The organism is Gordonia mangrovi, from assembly GCF_024734075.1.
GTDB classification, from domain to species: Bacteria; Actinomycetota; Actinomycetes; order Mycobacteriales; family Mycobacteriaceae; genus Gordonia; species Gordonia mangrovi.
The window spans coordinates 3,688,750-3,705,407 of record NZ_CP102850.1 but is presented as its reverse complement, the minus strand read 5'-3'; the positions used below and the strand labels follow the sequence as shown (position 1 = coordinate 3,705,407).

Genomic DNA, 16,658 nt, shown 5'->3' with positions numbered 1-16,658 from the left:
CTGGACAATGGATCCGGTGACCGATGGACCTTTGATCGTGCAATCCGACAAGACGCTGCTGCTCGAGGTGGATCATCCCGACGCCCCGGCGGCGCGCGCGGCGATCGCGCCCTTCGCCGAGCTCGAGCGCGCGCCCGAGCATGTGCATACCTATCGCGTGACCCCGCTGGCGCTGTGGAACGCGCGCGCCGCCGGCCACGACGCCGAGCAGGTGGTGGACGCACTGGTGACCCACTCGCGGTACGCGGTGCCGCAGCCGCTGCTCATGGACGTCGTGGACACCATGGGCCGCTTCGGTCGACTCCAGCTCGTCAAACACCCGGCGCATGGACTTACGCTGGTCAGCCTCGACCGCGCGGTCCTCGAGGAGGTGATGCGTCACAAGAAGGTCGCGCCGATGCTCGGCAACCGCATCGACGACGACACGGTGATCGTGCACCCCTCCGAACGGGGACGCCTCAAGCAGATCCTGCTGAAGGTCGGCTGGCCCGCCGAGGATCTCGCCGGCTACGTCGACGGCGAGGCACATCCGATCGACCTGCAGCAGGACGGCTGGCACCTGCGTGACTATCAGCAGCTGGCCGCCGACTCGTTCTGGGCCGGTGGCTCCGGCGTGGTGGTGCTGCCGTGCGGTGCGGGCAAGACCATGGTGGGCGCCGCCGCCATGGCGAAGGCCGGCGCGACCACGCTGATCCTGGTGACCAACACGGTCGCGGGCCGGCAGTGGAAGCGCGAGCTGGTGGCCCGTACCACGTTGACCGAGGACGAGATCGGCGAGTACTCGGGTGAGCGCAAGGAGATCCGCCCGGTCACCATCGCGACCTACCAGGTGATGACCCGCAAATCGAAGGGTGAGTACAAGAACCTCGATCTGTTCGACTCGCGTGACTGGGGTCTGATCATCTACGACGAGGTGCACCTGCTGCCCGCACCGGTCTTCCGGATGACCGCTGACCTGCAGTCGCGTCGCCGCCTGGGGCTCACCGCCACTCTGGTGCGCGAAGACGGTCGAGAGGGCGATGTGTTCAGCCTCATCGGCCCGAAGCGCTACGACGCCCCGTGGAAGGACATCGAGGCCCAGGGCTGGATCGCGCCCGCCGACTGCATCGAGGTGCGTGTCACGCTCACCGATGAGGAGCGTCTGCAGTATGCGGTTGCCGAGTCCGACGAGAAGTACAAACTCTGTTCCACCGCGCACACCAAGGTGAACGTGGTGAAGTCGATCCTGGCCCGGCACAAGGGCTCGCAGACCCTGGTCATCGGCGCCTACATCGACCAGCTGGAAGAACTCGGCCGGGAACTCGACGCACCGGTCATCCAGGGGTCGACGAAGAACAAGGAACGCGAGGCCCTGTTCGACCGCTTCCGATCGGGCGAGCTGCAGACGCTGGTGGTGTCGAAGGTGGCGAACTTCTCGATCGACCTGCCGGAGGCGTCGGTGGCCGTCCAGGTCTCGGGCACCTTCGGTTCCCGGCAGGAAGAGGCCCAGCGCCTCGGTAGGCTCCTGCGTCCGAAGAAGGGAGGCGGCCAGGCCCACTTCTACTCGGTCGTCTCTCGCGACACCCTCGATGCCGACTACGCGGCCCATCGTCAGCGGTTCCTGGCCGAACAGGGGTACGCATACCGGATCACCGATGCCGACGACCTGCTCGGGCCGACGATCGGCGAGGAATCCGCAAGCTGATCACGTCCGCGGCGTACGGCCGCATCGGCCGTACGCGCCGGGGTCAGGGTTCGCCGAGGCAGTATCCGATCGGGTTGGGCAACGCGAAGAACACTCCCAACTGGGCACTGCTACATGTCGGCTGGCCCTGTGTCCGGCTGTCGACCCGCAAGACCTCGGTGCCGGCAGACCTGATCGCCCCGCACTCGACCTGCTGGTAGTCCGAGAGGCTCGCCGTCGGCAGTCCGCCGACCGGGATCTGGTAGCACTCGCCCTGGGTCAGATTCGGGACCAGGCACAACTGCTCCCCCGTTTCCTCGCCGTCGCGCAGCCAGTACAGCCGCGAGTAGTCGTCGTTGGGGCACGAACCACCGCTGATCTTCTGCGCCACATAGAAGGTGAAGTCGGTGTCCGATCCGCAGTCCGCCTTGGCCGCGCTGATGTTGTCCTCGGCTTGGCTGCCGCTGATGGTGACACAATCGCCGACAGCAACGTCGTCGCTGTCGGTCACCGCGTCGCGGGCGACGAATGCGATCAGCGCGACGATGAGCGCCAGCAGCACCACGACGATCCCGATCACCCACCACAACCGCTTACTCGACCGCTTGCCCGATTCAGGTGGCGGATACGCCCCCGACGGATAGGGCTGGCCGGGATAGGGTTGTTGGCCGGAGTCCGGCGGTGGCGGATACCCGGGGTAGGCCTGCTGACCTGCGGCGTACGGCTGTTGGGGCCCCGGGTACGGCGATTGGCCACTCGGGCTTACCGATTCGCCCCCGGGATACTGCTGGGCACCGGGATACCGCTGCCCTCCGGGATACTGCTCGGCACCGGGGTATTGCTGCCCTCCGGGATACTGCTGCCCTGCCGGATACTGACCTGCTGGATACTGCTGACCTGCTGGATATTGGGGCTGCTCCGGCGACGGGTATTGTCCGCCGACCGGTTCCGCGCCCGGATACTGTTGCCCGCCCGGATATTGCGGGACACCCGGAGCCTGCTGCTGACCACCGGGATACTGCTGCCCACCGGGATACTGCTGCCCAGCCGGATACTGCTGGGCTCCCGGGTGCGGTTGCCCACCGGGATACTGGTGGGGTCCGGCATCCTGTTGCCCGACCGGTCCGCCCGTCTCCGGTGTGCCGGAGTCGGGTCCTACTTGCGATTGCGCGCCGCTCGCTGCCGACGGCTCGTTCGATTCGGTGCCCTGCTGCTCCGGTCCGTTCGTCGACTCCGGATCGGGTGGTCCCGGCGGCGTGGTCATAGTGGCAGATGCTACCGCTGTCGACGGCCGGTCGGGGCGATGCCGTCAACCCGATGACCGACAGCTGCGCGTCCGACACCGCATATGTCAGCCTGGACTGCGTGCGCACCGTTTCTCGCCTCCGCCCGTTCGGCACCACGGTCTTCGCCGAGATGTCCGCGCTGGCCGTGGAGCATTCCGCGGTGAATCTCGGGCAGGGCTTCCCGGACACCGATGGACCGACCTCGATGCTGGAAACCGCACAGCGGGCGATTGCCGACGGCCACAACCAGTATCCGCCTGGCCTCGGCGTTCCCGAGCTCCGTCGGGCCGTCGCCCGGCACCAGGAGAACCACTACGACCTCCGGTACGACCCGGACAGCGAGGTGTTGATCACCGTCGGCGCCACCGAAGCCATTGCCGGTTCGGTGATCGGATTGGTGGAGCCCGGCAGCGAGGTGGTGATGATCGAGCCCTACTACGACTGCTACGCCGCCACCGTCGCAATGGCCGGCGGCATCCGGCGCACCGTCCCACTCGTCGGTGACGGGGACGGGTTCCGGCTCGACCGAGACCGCTTGGCCGCCGCGTTCACACCGCAGACGTCGCTGATGATCGTGAACTCCCCGCACAACCCGACCGGCACCGTGCTCGGTGATGACGACCTCGCGGAGATCGCCCGGCTCTGCGTCGAGCACGACGTCGTCGCCGTGACCGACGAGGTGTACGAACACCTGTTGTTCGATGATCGGTTTCACCGGCCGCTCGCCACATTCCCGGGCATGCGTGAACGCACCCTGCGTATCTCCAGTGCTGGAAAGACGTTCAATTGCACCGGCTGGAAGGTCGGCTGGGTCAGCGGGCCCGCCGACCTGGTGGCGGCGGCCCGAGCGGCCAAGCAGTTCATGTCCTACGTCGGGTCGGGCCCGTTCCAGCCGGCGGTCGCCCACGCTCTCGACCACGAGATGGACTGGGTCCACACATCATCGATCGAACTGGCCACCAAACGCGACCTGCTGTCGGCGGCACTGAGCGATGCCGGATTCGGCGTTCATCGCAGCGAGGCGGGCTACTTCGTGTGCGCCGACCCACGCCCCCTGGGCTTCTTCGACGGCGTCGAGTTCTGCCGGATGCTGCCCGAACGGATCGGCGTCGCAGCAGTGCCGGTCAGCACCTTCGTCGATGACACCGCTCCGTGGCGGCATCTGGTCCGATTCGCGTTCAGCAAGCGTGCGGACGTGATCGCCGAAGCAGCGCAGCGACTTCGGCGGCTCTGACCCCGGTACGGGCTGGACCGGGTACGAGGCTTCGTGGCCCTGTCCGTGAATTCGTCGGGGGTCTTCGGCGTTCGATGAACGACTGGCTGCGGGGTCGTCGTTCAGCGCAGCGCGGGCATCACCTGTTGCTCGAAGAGTTCCAGACCGGCGGTGTCGTGCGCGATATCCGGGAAGTAGAAGATGCCATAGGACATCCCGCGGTCGATCATGCCGGAGAGGTTGTCGATCACCTGTTGCGGCGTACCCACCGCCGGCATGCCCCGGAACGCACCCATCGTCGCCTTCGCGGCGTCGGCCGGCACGTATGTGGCGAGCTTCTGTTCGAGTGCATCCAGTCGGCGGTCCACCTCTGCCGACGTCTCCCCGACGATCACGTTGTAGTTGGCCGAGCGAACGATCGAGTCGTAGTCGCGACCCAGGTCGGTGCAATGCTGCTGCAACACCGCAGACTTGTGCGCAAACCCCTCGGGAGTGCCGTCGAAATTCGTGAAGTCGGCGTACTTCGCGGCGATGCGCAGCGTCTTACGTTCGCCGCCGCCGGCGATCCACAGCGGGATCCGTCCGGCCGACGGGCGCGGCGCGCAGATGGCGTCGTCGACCCGATAGTGCTTGCCGTCGAGCGTGGCACGGCCGCGCTCCCAGGCCTGTCTCATGATCTGCACACCCTCGTCGAGCCGCCCGAGCCGCTCACCGGCCGAAGGGAAACCGTAACCGTAGGCGCGCCACTCGTGCTCGTACCAACCGCCACCGATGCCCATCTGCACCCGGCCACCGGAGATCAGGTCGGCGGTGGCCGCGACCTTCGCCAGGTACATCGGATTGCGATAGCTCATGGCCGTGCACATCTGCCCGATGTCGACGCGGGAGGTGGTGGCCGCGAACGCCGACACCAGCGTCCACGCCTCGTGGGTCGCCTCGTCGGTCGGCATCGGCACGGTGTGGAAGTGGTCGTAGACCCAGATCGAGTCCCAGTCGCCGGTATCGGCGCGGTCGGCCAGGCCCGACATCACCGACCATTGGTCGGCCGGGGCTATCCCGGTGAGATCGAGCCGCCACCCCTGGGGAATGAAGAGACCGAAGCGCATGTCCTCACGCTACCGTCGTGACTCGCCGGACGACCTAAAATGACCGGGGAGTCCGACGGCGGGGTCGGCGGGGGCAGGCAGGAGAACGAAACCGATGGCAAAGGGCCGCACCGAACAGGTGGCGATGACGCGGGGGATTCTTCTCCGCACCGCCGAACGGCTGTTTGCCGAGCAAGGCATCTCGTCGGTGTCCAACCGACAGATCAGCGAGGCCGCCGGCCAGGGCAACAACTTTGCGGTCGGCTACCACTTCGGTGGCAAAGTCGAACTGGTGCGGTCGATCCTCGCGCACCACAACGCGGCGATCGAACCCCTTCGCCATGCGATGCTGGCCGATCTGACCTCGGAGGTGGAACTCCGTGACTGGATTCGCTGCTTGGTGCGCCCCCAGACCGACTATCTGGACTCGCTGGGCGCACCAACCTATTTCGCGAGATTCTGCGCCCAGATCACCACAGACCCGCGGTATGGCCGCACACTGTACGAGCAGGCCGACATCTCCGCCGAACTGATCGCGTTGCTCACCGGTCTGTATTCGTCGCTACCGCCGTTGCCGCCGCGCGTCCTCGAGATCCGCGACACCATGGCACGCAACATGATCCTGCTGACCATCGCCGACCACGAACGAGCCTGCGCCGACGGCGCCGCGTCCCGCTCGTGGTCGGATGTCTCCGATCAGATCGTCGACGCGCTGGTCGGCATGTGGCTGGCCCCGGTCACCGGGGCGTCCGACGATCCGTCGTCGTAGGCAATGACTCAGATGATCGACCCGACATCGCCGCACACCGACCCCATGTTCGCCCCGCCGAGTGCTTGCCACGTCGAGGGCACCACTGCATTGGCTCGGTGAGGATCGTTCGGGTGCCGGCGATTCGCCACGAAATGGATCCCGGAGGGACACAACGCGGTCCGGTCCGCCGCCCGACGAATCGGGGGCGACGCACGCGGTTCGGTCGTCGACCTGTTCAACATCCCAATGGCGGCACCTTTCCCCACCGCCTCGGCTGGCGGCTCCGAGGCGACTGATCCAGCGGCGGGGTCAACCAGTGATAGGGCGGCAGGCTCGCTAGCTCGTTGCTGGGTTCGCGCCGGCCTGCGGTGTCGCATATCGCGCACCACGAGGGTTGGGTGTCAACCGTTGTGGCCGTCGGGTACGCGACACCGTGGTGGCGCCGTCTACGCTGTGGAGTTCTCAAGGGACGGTTGCGGTCCCGACCGGGGCCGGGTGCGTGGGAAGTGGTGGGCCTGGCTTCAGGCGGCTGCGGGCAGGTTGTCGAGGTTGAGGGTGCGTCGGTTGTAGGCGGGTATCGGTCGGCGTTTGGGGTCGACCGAAACGGGTGGGATGAGCCAGGGATGGCGGTCGTGGCCCATGATCACCTCCCATCCGTTGTGGTGGATGTCGGCGTGACACGATGGGCACAGCAGACATCCGTTGTCCAACACTGTGATTCCTCCGTCAGCCCAATGCACGAGATGATGCCCTTGGCAGCGGGTGGCCGCTACTCCGCATTTGATGCAGCACTGATCCCGCTTGTGCAAGGCTTTGCGTAGGTGGGGCGGGAACAGGCGTTTCTCCTTGCTCATCTCCATCGGCACCTGCTCACCGTCGACGATCGCGACGGTCGCGGTGGTGTCGCAGGTCAGGGTGCGCAACGTGGCTTCGGTGAGTGACCCCATGAACGGTAGTTCGGCCAGGTCCGGGGTATCGGCGGGCACGGAGACAAGCATCTGGTGTCGTGGTGCGGACGCGGCATCCCCGCTGCGGGCGGCGATATCCAAGAGCGCTTCGAGGGCGTCGGCGTGGCGGCGCTCCGGGCTGCGGGCATCGGGTGAGCCGTCGGGTTCGGGGCGGGGTGCCGCCAACTCTTCCATCGCCGCACTGAATTTTTCGCCGACTTCGGTGTTGAGGTCGGCGCGCACCTGCAGGCGGCCGTCACCGTCGACGTCGTGGGTGAGGGCGTTGAGGTTGCGGTCCTCGGATGCGGGTAGCCCACCGGTGTCCTCGGCCTGCTGGTTACCCAGCCGGCGGGCGTGTTTTCCGATCTCGGCGGGGGTGGCGCCGGAGAAGAATTGGGCGAGGAGGTCGGTCACGACGTTCAGACGCGCCGGGTCGTCGATCGGTTCCGCCGATCTTGTCGCGACGTGCTCGACACCTTTGCCGACCGCGTCGACATGTTCGGCCGAGATCGCCCCATCGGCGGCATGGGCGCCCAGGGTCGGCAGTTTCGTGCGGGCGGCGGCGATCCGGATCAACCGGGAGGCGACTGCCGGGGCCAACCCCATCACGATCAACAACTCACTCACCTTGCGGCCGTGATCGGTGGCCACGCCGAGTCGGTCGAGATGGCCGACCACCGTCGCGGCGTGATGCTCGATCAGATTGCGCAACGTGACCAGCGCGGTCATCGCGTCGAACGCCGCCCGCCCCGACATGTCGTCGGCGAAACGCAGTTCACGCAATGAATCAGTGATGGTGGTGAGATCCCCCGAAGCTCCCATGACTCCAAGGTATTCGAACGCCCGTTCGACGTCAAGGAATTTCTTGAACATAGTGCAGAGAATTTTTCTCGGGGTGGGGTGGTTTCGATACGCGTCGGGCTCGCAAGCTCGCTCGTCGCTACTCAACCAGCGAGTTGCCGACGGATTGTCGAGATCAGCGAAACCGTCAGAAGTTCTGCGACCACGACATCGACTCCACCCAACAGTGAAAGGCCGGAGGCCCTTTCGTTTCAGCGCCTACCCCACGGCTACCGGATGTCTCAGAGCGGCAGTCCCTGCTCGAGCAGATGCACCGCGTTGAGCAATGTCGACAGCAGGTCATCGTCGGGGGCATCATCGACCGTCTGCGCAAAGTGGAACATCACCCCGCCCGCGGCCGCGATGAACACCCGCAAGCCCATGTCATCAGGTGGCACACCGAGGTATTCGGCGAAGAAGTCCGTCGCCTTAGAGATCGCCCCGTCACTCTCGATCTGGTACGCGGTCCGTAGGGCGGGCTCCGCCTGGATCAGACGCATGCGTTCGGTGCTGCTGGCCCACTCGTCGGCGGTGCCGATGCGGAACATCTCCGTGATCAACCTGCGCAACAGGTCGAAGTGACTCAGGCCGGACGGAATCGCGGCGATCGCCTCCTCGCGCGCCTCCTCGAGATCGTCGGAGATCACGACCTGCTCCTTGGAGGCGAAGTAGCGGAAGAACGTGGTGTGCGAGACCTCCGCCTCCCGCGCGATCTGCTCGACCGTCGTATGCGTGTAGCCGTTCTCGGCGAACAACGTCATCGCCGCGTCGCGGATCGCCTTGCGGGTGCGGATCTTGTTCTTCTCCCGCAAACCGATGCGACGCCCCGGTCCGCAGCCCGGGGACGTCGTCGGTGTGGCCATGCCCATGACCTCCTCGGATCAGGTCGCCGACGCGACCGTGTCCCGTGTCGTGTCGGTGTCGAGGTGCTCGAGTCCGCGGTTGCGGACGGCACCGCCCTCGATGTCGAAGTCCACCACGAGTCGATCCAACCACTTCGGCAGACCCCAGGCTCGATCACCCAGCAGCGCGATGATGGCGGGCACCACCATCATGCGGATGATGAACGCGTCGAAGGCCACCGCCACGGCCAGGGAGAAGCCGAGCATCTTGGCCGTCGTGTCCGGCGCGAGCATGAAGGCCGCGAACACGCTGATCATGATGATCGCCGCCGAGGTCACTACCCGGGCGCCGTGCCGATAGCCGGTGACGATGGCGTCCTTGGCGGTCATCCCGTGTATGTATTCCTCGCGCATCCGAGTCACCAGGAACACCTGGTAGTCCATCGCCAGGCCGAAGACCACACCGATCAGGAAGATCGGCAGGAACGACAGGATCGGCTTGGTGTTGTCGATCAGGCCGAGCGCACCTTCCTGGAAGAACAGCACGGTCATGCCGAACGTCGCGAGCACCGAGAAGATGAAGCCGAGCGTGCCGATCAGGGGCACCCAGATCGACCGGAACACACCGATCATGATCAGGAACGCCAGACCCACCACCACCACGAGGTACGGGATCAGCGCGCTGTCCAACTTGGCCGACAGGTCCGACAAGATCGCGGTCTGGCCGCCGACATGCAGTTCCACTCCCGCGGCCTCGGCGGTCGGCGTGTAGTCGCGGATCGTCTCCATCAGATCGTGTGTGGCGGCATCCGACGGAGCGCTGATCGGGGTCACGGAGATGAGTGCGGTGTCCGCACCCACCTGCGGCTGCGGGGTGCCGTTGCCCATCCACGTCAGAGTAGCCGCATTGGCGACACCGTCGAGGGTGGCGATGTGGTCCACGGCGCTCTCGGCAGCGGCGCTGACGTCGCCGTCCTCGGTGTGCAGCACCACCAGCAGCGGACCGTTGATTCCCTCGCCGAAGCCGCGCTGTAGCAGGGTCTGCGCCTGCGCTTCATCATCGCTGGTCAGCGACATACCGAGTTCCATCTTGGACATCGGGATGGCGGCCAGCGCCAGCACCGCCAGGCCCGCGACGATGAACGGGATCGGCCGGTTGACCACCGTGCGGCCGAACTTCACGCCGACGGTGTCGTAGGTGGGGCTCTCGGCGGCATGTTTGATCCACGGGATGCGCGGGGTGAAGGCGAATCTGCCCACCGCCCCCAGCAGCGCGGGGATCAGGGTGAGCGCGGCGAGCACCGCCATGAAGACCGCGACGGCCGCGCCCATACCCATCTGGGTGATCAGCGGGATGCCGATGACCATCAGTGCCGCGACGGCGATGATGACGGTGAGCCCGGCGAAGACGACGGCGGTGCCGGCTGTGCCGACCGCACGTCCCGCCGCGTCGGCGGGATCTCCGCCGCGCATCCGTTCGGTCCGGTAGCGCGACACGATGAACAAGGCATAGTCGATGGAGACGGCGATGCCGAGCATCGTGACGATCGCTGTCGCGGTCTCGTTGATGTTGAGGAACTCGGCGGACAGCGTCAGCAGCATGATGGTGATCATCACGCCCACCAGACCGGTGATCAGCGGAATGAAGGCGGCGACGAGCGCGCCGAACGCCACGATCATGACCACGAATGCCACGGCGAAGCCGATCAGCTCGGCGGTGCCACCCGGCTCCATCACCTGCATGAGTGAACCGGTCGCCTCGACCTGCAGGCCATCGCCGCGGTGCTCGGCCAGGATCTCCTGCAGCTGCTCCTTCTCCTCGACTGTGAGATCCATGATCTCGATGTTCTGACGGATCTGGATCAGTCCGACGCGGCCTTCGTCGCCGAGCACCGACCCGGCGATCGCCGGATTGGCCTGCGCGGCGACGACCGGATTCACCACGGTCGACGGATCGGTCAGCTCGGGCAGTGTCGTGAGGTCGTCCACGAGTGCGTTGATCTGGTCCGTGTGCGCGGCGAGACCGTCGTCGGCGGCCACCAGGACACTGGTCGACGCCTGCGACTGCTGTTCCATTACCTGCGGGAAGTACTCCTCGATCTGCGAGGTCGCGGTTCCCGAGTCAGTCCCCGGCAGGCTGAAATCCTTGGCAAATTTCGGGCTCAGGGCGCCGACGAGCCCACCGACTGTGATCGCCGCGAGCAGCCAGGTCGCAATTACCCACCATTTGTGTCGGAAGCAGAACCTTCCGACTCGGAACAGCACTGACGCCATGGTCTCCCCTATCGAATCGGCAGCCGAAGCAGTCAAAAGTGTTAGTGACTACCACTTGGTACTGGATAACAAGAAACGCCCGATCTCGCCAGCGAGACCGGGCGTGGAGTGGGCAACGCCTCGCCGAACCGCCGCGCGTGACGCAAGCTATATCGAACACGCGTTCGCATGCTGCGGTAAGCTCGTGGTCATGACCGCCGGCATGCAGTGGTCGCTCTTCGATCAGGCGACCGAGGACGCGGAATTGCTTCCACTGGACGTCACCACCCGACGACACCTGTCCGACGGCGCGTGGGTCGACGTCCGACCCGGCTGGATCTCGGGGTCGTCGGCACTGTTCGACCGGCTACACGCGGGGGCCGCGTGGCGCGCCGAGCGACGGCGCATGTACGACCGGGTCGTCGACGTTCCGCGGCTGGTCGCCACCTACCATTCCGCCGAGACGTTCCCCGATCCGCTACTGGCCGCAGCGCGCGAGGCGCTCGGGCGGCACTACCGCGACGAGTTGCCCGAAGGTTTCGCCACCGCCGGTTTGTGCCTGTACCGCGACGGCTCCGACAGCGTCGCCTGGCACGGGGACCGGATCGGCCGCGGGTCACGCGAGGACACCATGGTGGCGATCGTGTCGCTGGGGTCTCCGCGCCCGTTGCTGCTGCGACCGCGCGCCGGCGGCTCCTCATTGCGGTTCGAGGTCGGCCCCGGCGACCTGTTGGTGATGGGCGGAAGCTGCCAGCGCACCTGGGAACACTCGGTGCCGAAGGTATCCGGGGTCGGTCCACGCATCAGCATCCAATTCCGACCGCCCGGCGTCTGGTGATCGCACCAGCCGGGCGGAGGGCACGTCGTCGACGACCCCGCCGGGATGGGCACGCGGGCGGTGGTGATTCAATCGATGGGAAGTCCACGCCTCGGGGGGGTTGTCCATGAGTCTCAGGTCGCGCACGTCTGCTCTCGCCGTCGCAGGCGCGGCGGCGATCATCGCCGTCGGCGCCGCTCCGGCGGTGGCCGGCCCGCTGGACACCGTCTTCGGCAGCGCCGGCAGCTCGGACTCCGGTAGCGCTGGATCCGGTAGCGCCGGATCGGGCAGCTCCGATCTCCTCGACGCCGGCAGTTCGGCGCTCGGTTCGTCCGGCAACGAGCCCGAGCACTACGGCAAGCTGGGACGCGACAACGCACCCAACGGGGTGAGGTCGATCAACGTCTGGGTGTACGCGCCCTATGCGCAGCCCATCAGCCCGGGCGTGTATCCCCGGAACTCACAGCTCGGTGTCCGCTACAACTCGACCATCGATGCCGGACCCGTGGTCGATGGGGACGAATGCCGAATGGAGGTCCGGCTGTCCGGCCCGAAGGTGCCGGAAAAGGCCAAGCTGTTCAAGACACAGGACTGCACGTCGGTGAAGCCCTACACACTGCGCGCTCCGGGCGCCTACTAATGGGAGCTACTGGGTCTGGTCGTGAGTTTGGGTCAGACTTGGTGTTGGTGGCTGCTGCTGGGTGAGCACTCGTGCCTACGGAACCGTTGATGGCGAGTTCTGGATCGAGACCGTGCCCCTGGTGGTCGGCCAAGAGGGTGTGATTGCTGCTGGGATGTCGTGCCGGCTCCGATGTGGTTTCGGGGTGTGAGCACTGAACCATTAGTTCGCGAGGGTCCTCCGGCCAGCTGCCGTGTTGAACAATCGACGGCTTGGTAGCTGTGAGGAGGCACCGGCAGTGGCAGTGTTGTTCGTCGGGGATGATTGGGCCGAAGACCACCACGATGTCGAGTTTCAAGACGAGCGTGGGCAGGTGTTGCGGCGGGCGCGGTTGCCTGAGGGGATCGCCGGGATCGAGAGGTTCGGGGAGATCGCGGCGACCTTCCTCGACGAGGGCGATCAGCCTGACCAGGTGCTGGTGTGTATCGAGATCGATCGCGGTCCGTGGGTCAACGCGTTGATCGCTGCGGGGTATCGGGTATTTGGAGTCGATCCCAAACAGGCCCATCGCTACCGCGAGATCGTGGTCAGTTCGGGCGCCAAGAGCGACAAGGGTGATGCGCATGCGCTGGCCGAGATGCTGCGGAGTCGTCGCCACCAGTTGCGGGAAAGTGGTGGGGACTCCGAGATCGCGGACGCGGTCAAGGTGGTGGCCCGCGCGCATCAGACGATGATCTGGGAACGCACGCGCCACATGCTGCGGGTGCGTGCGGCGCTGCGCGAGTACTTCCCGGCGATCCTGCTGGTGTGTTCGGCGTTGGATCTGGAATTGACGAGCCGGCCGATCCTGGGCTTGCTGACCAAGGCGCCGACCCCGGCGCGGGCGGCGAAGCTGACCAAAAGCCAGATCCTGCCCCTCCTCAAGGGTCGCCGCAACAAAGACACCAAAGCTGTTGAGATACAACAGATCCTACGCGGACAGCACCTCGGCCAACCTGATCGGGTCACCGACGCCTACGCGGCCTCGGTGCGCGCCTCGGTGGCGGTGCTGGGTGTGGTGATCGAGCAGATCGACGAGCTCGCCGGCGAGGTCGATGCCCATTTTTCCCAGCACCCGGACCATGAGATCTACCTCAGCCAGCCCGGCATGGGGCCGACCGTGGGACCCCGGGTGCTCGCCGAGTTCGGGGACGACCCGTTACGTTTCCGCAACAGCAAAGCCCGCCGCAACGCGGCGGGCACCAGCCCCATCACGAAACAGTCGGGCAAATCGCGGATCGTCTCCGCCCGCTACGTCCACAACGACCGACTCGTCGACGCCCTGATGGCCCAGGCCCACGGAGCCTTCATGCACGACGACGGCGCCCGCGCCTACTACCGCAAACAACGAGCCCGAGACGTCGACCACAACGCCGCGCTACGCCAACTCGCCAACCGCCTCGTCGGCATACTCCATGGCTGCCTGGCCCGCGGTATCCCCTACGACCCCGCCACCGCATGGAAGGACCAAACCCCCGCCGCGGCTTGACATCAAACCTTCAGGGATGTCTCGATCAGCGTCACCGACACCATTTCCGGTGCCTCGAACGCGATTGCCTTCGACGTGCAGTAGGGGCCGATCAGATTGCGAACTCGGTCTTCGTGAGTTGTTCGGAGAGCGCCCACAACTCACCACGGAATGCCGTGTCGTCGGCACGCTTGCGATAGCCGGAGACGCCGGGGGCGCCGCGACTCCCGAACAACTCGGTCGGACCGTAGAACATGCCGTTGGCGGCATCGGGTGAGGTGGCCGCATACAGTGTGGGCAGAGCGCCGCCGGCGGCGCTCTGCGCAAAGATCTTGTTGCCGAACTTCATGAAGACGTCCTCGACGGTCTCCGACCGACCCTGTAGCTCTGTCGCTGCGTAGCCGGGGTGCGCGATCATCGAGGTCGCCGACGATCCGGCCGCGGCCAGTCGCTCGGCCAGTTCTTTGCCGAACATGAGGTTGGCCATCTTCGAGTCCCCATACGCACGCCAGCGACGGTATTTGCGCTTCTCCCAGTTCAGGTCATCGAGATCGATGCGACCGATCTGGTGCATGCCGGACGACAATGTCACCACCCGATCGGTGATCGTGGGCAGCAGCAGAGCGGTCAGCGCAAAGTGCCCGAGATGGTTGGTACCCATCTGCATCTCGAAACCATCCGCGGTGCGCCGCATGGGAACTGCCATCACTCCGGCGTTGTTGATCAGCACGTCGGCGCCGTCGAAGTTCTCGGCGAACGCTCGCACGGAGGCGAGGTCGGCCAAATCTAGTTGTGCCACCGTGGCATTCGGGCCTATTTCGGTTGCCACGGGCTGCGCCTTGTTCAGGTTGCGGCACGCCATGGTGACGGTGGCACCGGCGTTGGCCAACGCCTTGGCCGTCTCGGCCCCGAGACCACTGTTGGCACCGGTCACCACGAACCGCCTTCCCGTCTGATCCGGGATGTCCGCGGTCGTCCACTTGCTCATCAAGCCTCCCCGTTGACGCTGTGCACTTCCTGCCGGCGACGCTATGGCCTCGGGCCACCGCCGTCAATGAACTGTCCGGTGACCCGGCGCGCGGGCCGCAACAGACCGGCCACGACCGAGCCCATCGAGATCCCCGGTGCGCGGCGTGCGATCGACCGTGGCGCGAAGACCTGGGTCGGTTCGGTCCGGCCACGTAGAGAGCGCGTCCCCACCGGAATCCATTCGCCTGCCTCACCTTCGGCCGCACAGGCGAGCGCGGCACCCGACGCCACCACGAACGTGCCGGACTGTTTCGCCAGATCCGACAGGCGTGCACTCTCGTTCACCGCATCGCCGATCACCGTGTACTCGTAGCGGGTCTCGGCACCGATGTTGCCGGCGAACACTGTGCCGTACGAAATGCCCATCCCCCAGCCGATGTCGAGCTCGGCACCGAGCCGGTCGGCGAGCTCGCGGGCCGCGGACAGCACCGCCGTGGCCGGGTCGTCGAGTTCCACCGGTGCGCCGAAGATGGCGAGGGCAGAATCGCCTTCGAACTTGTTGACGAATCCGTGGTGGCTGTCCACCACATCGGCGACGATCGTGAAGAAGTCGTTGAGCAGGTCTGCGGTGGCACCCGGGTCCTGGCGTGCCGCAATACCGGTGGAGTCGATGATGTCGACGAACAACACGCCGACCGCCGCATTGACACCATGCATACCCTCGCCGTGTTCGAGGGCCTGCGCTGCGACGGTGTCGCCGACGTGCCGGGCGAACAGCCGCCGCATCCGCTCCCGCTCCTCGAGTCCGGTGACCATCGTGTTGAAGCCGTGCTGCAGCACGCCGAGCTCGGAGGAGTCGTACACGGGCACCCGCACTGTGTAGTCGGCGGCATCAACCCGCGTGACCGCGTGGTGCAGGTCGCTGAGCGGATCGGCGATCGAACGGCCCACGAGAGTGATCACCCGGATACCGGCGGTCAGCGCCACCACCCCGAGAACGACGATCGTCCAGTCGACCGGGCCGCTGACCGGCGGCAGCATATCCAACCACCGGCCGAGATTGAGCAGCAGCAGGCCGAGCATCGGCACCGCCGAGCTCACCAGCCACACGGCGATCATCCGGGTGCGGACACCGTGAAAGACGTGCCGCGCCGGGAAGTCACGGAAGGCGACCACGGCCAGTGGCCGGGCGGCCCGCTCGGCGAACAGGTAGGTGATACACGAGCTCGACATCGCCGCGAGCAGAAAGGCGGCGGCCACCCCGGCGGTGCGCGACGACGACGGATCGTCGGCGACCACGGCATACGAGCCAACTGCGGTGGTCCAGGCGGCAAGCGTCGCGATCACCTGGTTACGCGGGATGTGACGGATGGCTTTGCGGCGGGCGTGATCGGCGGGTAAGCCACTCACGAACCAATCCACCTGCGGTTTGATCAGCAGGACACCGAGCAGCATGTTGGTGATCGTCCCGACGATGATGCCGGTGACCACCGCCGGGAAGTTGGGGGCACCGACGGTGCTCTCGAAGGTGAGCTGGCTGCCGTTGTAGGCCAGCTGCACCAGTAAGAAGGTCTCGATGCCGATCGCGCAGTTCGTGCCGATCAGCGCGATCGCCGCAGCCGCTGTCGCCCGACGCGACATGCGGGCGCGCTGTACGCGCGGCATCTCGGCGAGCTCGTGGACGTCGGTCCGGCGATGGCGGCCCCACAGGTATCGCGGCAGCGCCTCGCCGTGGATGTACGGCCACGCCCGCTGCAGAGCGGCGTGGCCGAGTGGTCGCGCCATGACGGCCACCTCCTGCGCCGGTAGGTACCTGCAGGGTACCCATGACCCTCACCGGCGGACAGCGGTCCGAGACGTCCGGGC

General features: G+C 66.3%; 14 protein-coding genes. 6 read left to right on the top strand and 8 right to left on the bottom strand.

The features are described from left to right. Positions 1–16: 16 nt before the first annotated feature. Positions 17–1,684, top strand: a complete 1,668-nt coding sequence (locus NWF22_RS16815; protein ID WP_325064867.1) for a DNA repair helicase XPB — start codon at positions 17–19, stop codon at positions 1,682–1,684. Between the two features lie 43 nt (positions 1,685–1,727). On the opposite strand, the gene NWF22_RS16810 is transcribed toward NWF22_RS16815, so the two are convergent. Together NWF22_RS16810 and NWF22_RS16805 are read right to left on the bottom strand one after the other, a co-directional pair. Next, a complete protein-coding gene (locus NWF22_RS16810; RefSeq protein WP_258321183.1) occupies positions 1,728–2,243 on the bottom strand; it encodes an LppU/SCO3897 family protein in 516 nt (171 codons plus the stop codon). Between the two features lie 182 nt (positions 2,244–2,425). Continuing rightward, on the bottom strand, positions 2,426–2,770 hold the full coding sequence (locus tag NWF22_RS16805) for a hypothetical protein (protein WP_258321182.1): 345 nt from the start codon (positions 2,768–2,770) through the stop codon (positions 2,426–2,428). A gap of 210 nt (positions 2,771–2,980) precedes the next feature. Between NWF22_RS16805 and NWF22_RS16800 the strand changes: the two genes are divergently transcribed. Then, positions 2,981–4,183 (top strand): pyridoxal phosphate-dependent aminotransferase, encoded by a 1,203-nt coding sequence (locus NWF22_RS16800; RefSeq protein ID WP_160902854.1) that lies wholly within the window; start codon positions 2,981–2,983, stop codon positions 4,181–4,183. Between the two features lie 101 nt (positions 4,184–4,284). Here the strand turns inward: NWF22_RS16800 and NWF22_RS16795 are convergent, their stop codons facing one another. Continuing rightward, entirely contained in the window at positions 4,285–5,268 is a 984-nt protein-coding gene (locus NWF22_RS16795; RefSeq protein WP_160902853.1) for an LLM class F420-dependent oxidoreductase, read from the bottom strand. A gap of 94 nt (positions 5,269–5,362) precedes the next feature. On the opposite strand from NWF22_RS16795, the gene NWF22_RS16790 reads away from it, so the two are divergent. After that, the gene (locus tag NWF22_RS16790) at positions 5,363–6,016 is read left to right on the top strand and encodes a TetR/AcrR family transcriptional regulator (protein WP_160902852.1); all 654 of its coding nucleotides are present in this window, start codon (positions 5,363–5,365) and stop codon (positions 6,014–6,016) included. 503 nt (positions 6,017–6,519) lie between these two features. Here the strand turns inward: NWF22_RS16790 and NWF22_RS16785 are convergent. The 3 genes from NWF22_RS16785 to NWF22_RS16775 form a co-directional block, all read right to left on the bottom strand. Beyond that, positions 6,520–7,767, bottom strand: coding sequence for an HNH endonuclease (locus NWF22_RS16785; RefSeq protein ID WP_160902851.1), 1,248 nt, complete (start codon positions 7,765–7,767; stop codon positions 6,520–6,522). 260 nt (positions 7,768–8,027) lie between these two features. Then, positions 8,028–8,648 carry a TetR family transcriptional regulator gene (locus NWF22_RS16780; RefSeq protein ID WP_160902850.1) on the bottom strand — a complete coding sequence of 207 codons (621 nt, stop codon included), beginning with the start codon at positions 8,646–8,648 and terminating at the stop codon, positions 8,028–8,030. An 18-nt stretch (positions 8,649–8,666) separates the two neighbouring features. Beyond that, the gene (locus NWF22_RS16775; RefSeq protein ID WP_160902849.1) at positions 8,667–10,901 is read right to left on the bottom strand and encodes an MMPL family transporter; all 2,235 of its coding nucleotides are present in this window, start codon (positions 10,899–10,901) and stop codon (positions 8,667–8,669) included. Positions 10,902–11,091: 190 nt separating this feature from the next. Here NWF22_RS16775 and NWF22_RS16770 point away from each other — a divergent pair, with 190 nt between their 5' ends. The 3 genes from NWF22_RS16770 to NWF22_RS16760 all read left to right on the top strand — a co-directional run bounded on the left by NWF22_RS16770 (position 11,092) and on the right by NWF22_RS16760 (position 13,844). After that, entirely contained in the window at positions 11,092–11,718 is a 627-nt protein-coding gene (locus NWF22_RS16770) for an alpha-ketoglutarate-dependent dioxygenase AlkB (protein ID WP_160902848.1), read from the top strand. Between the two features lie 106 nt (positions 11,719–11,824). Further along, positions 11,825–12,337: a hypothetical protein gene (locus NWF22_RS16765; RefSeq protein WP_160902847.1), complete on the top strand. Its 513-nt coding sequence runs from the start codon at positions 11,825–11,827 to the stop codon at positions 12,335–12,337. 283 nt (positions 12,338–12,620) lie between these two features. Beyond that, a complete protein-coding gene (locus NWF22_RS16760; protein ID WP_373692009.1) occupies positions 12,621–13,844 on the top strand; it encodes an IS110 family RNA-guided transposase in 1,224 nt (407 codons plus the stop codon). Positions 13,845–13,935: 91 nt separating this feature from the next. On the opposite strand, the gene NWF22_RS16755 is transcribed toward NWF22_RS16760, so the two are convergent. Continuing rightward, positions 13,936–14,811, bottom strand: a complete 876-nt coding sequence (locus tag NWF22_RS16755) for an oxidoreductase (RefSeq protein ID WP_160904342.1) — start codon at positions 14,809–14,811, stop codon at positions 13,936–13,938. A 41-nt stretch (positions 14,812–14,852) separates the two neighbouring features. After that, positions 14,853–16,457, bottom strand: coding sequence for an adenylate/guanylate cyclase domain-containing protein (locus NWF22_RS16750; protein WP_160904421.1), 1,605 nt, complete (start codon positions 16,455–16,457; stop codon positions 14,853–14,855). Between the last annotated feature and the right edge of the window lie 201 nt (positions 16,458–16,658).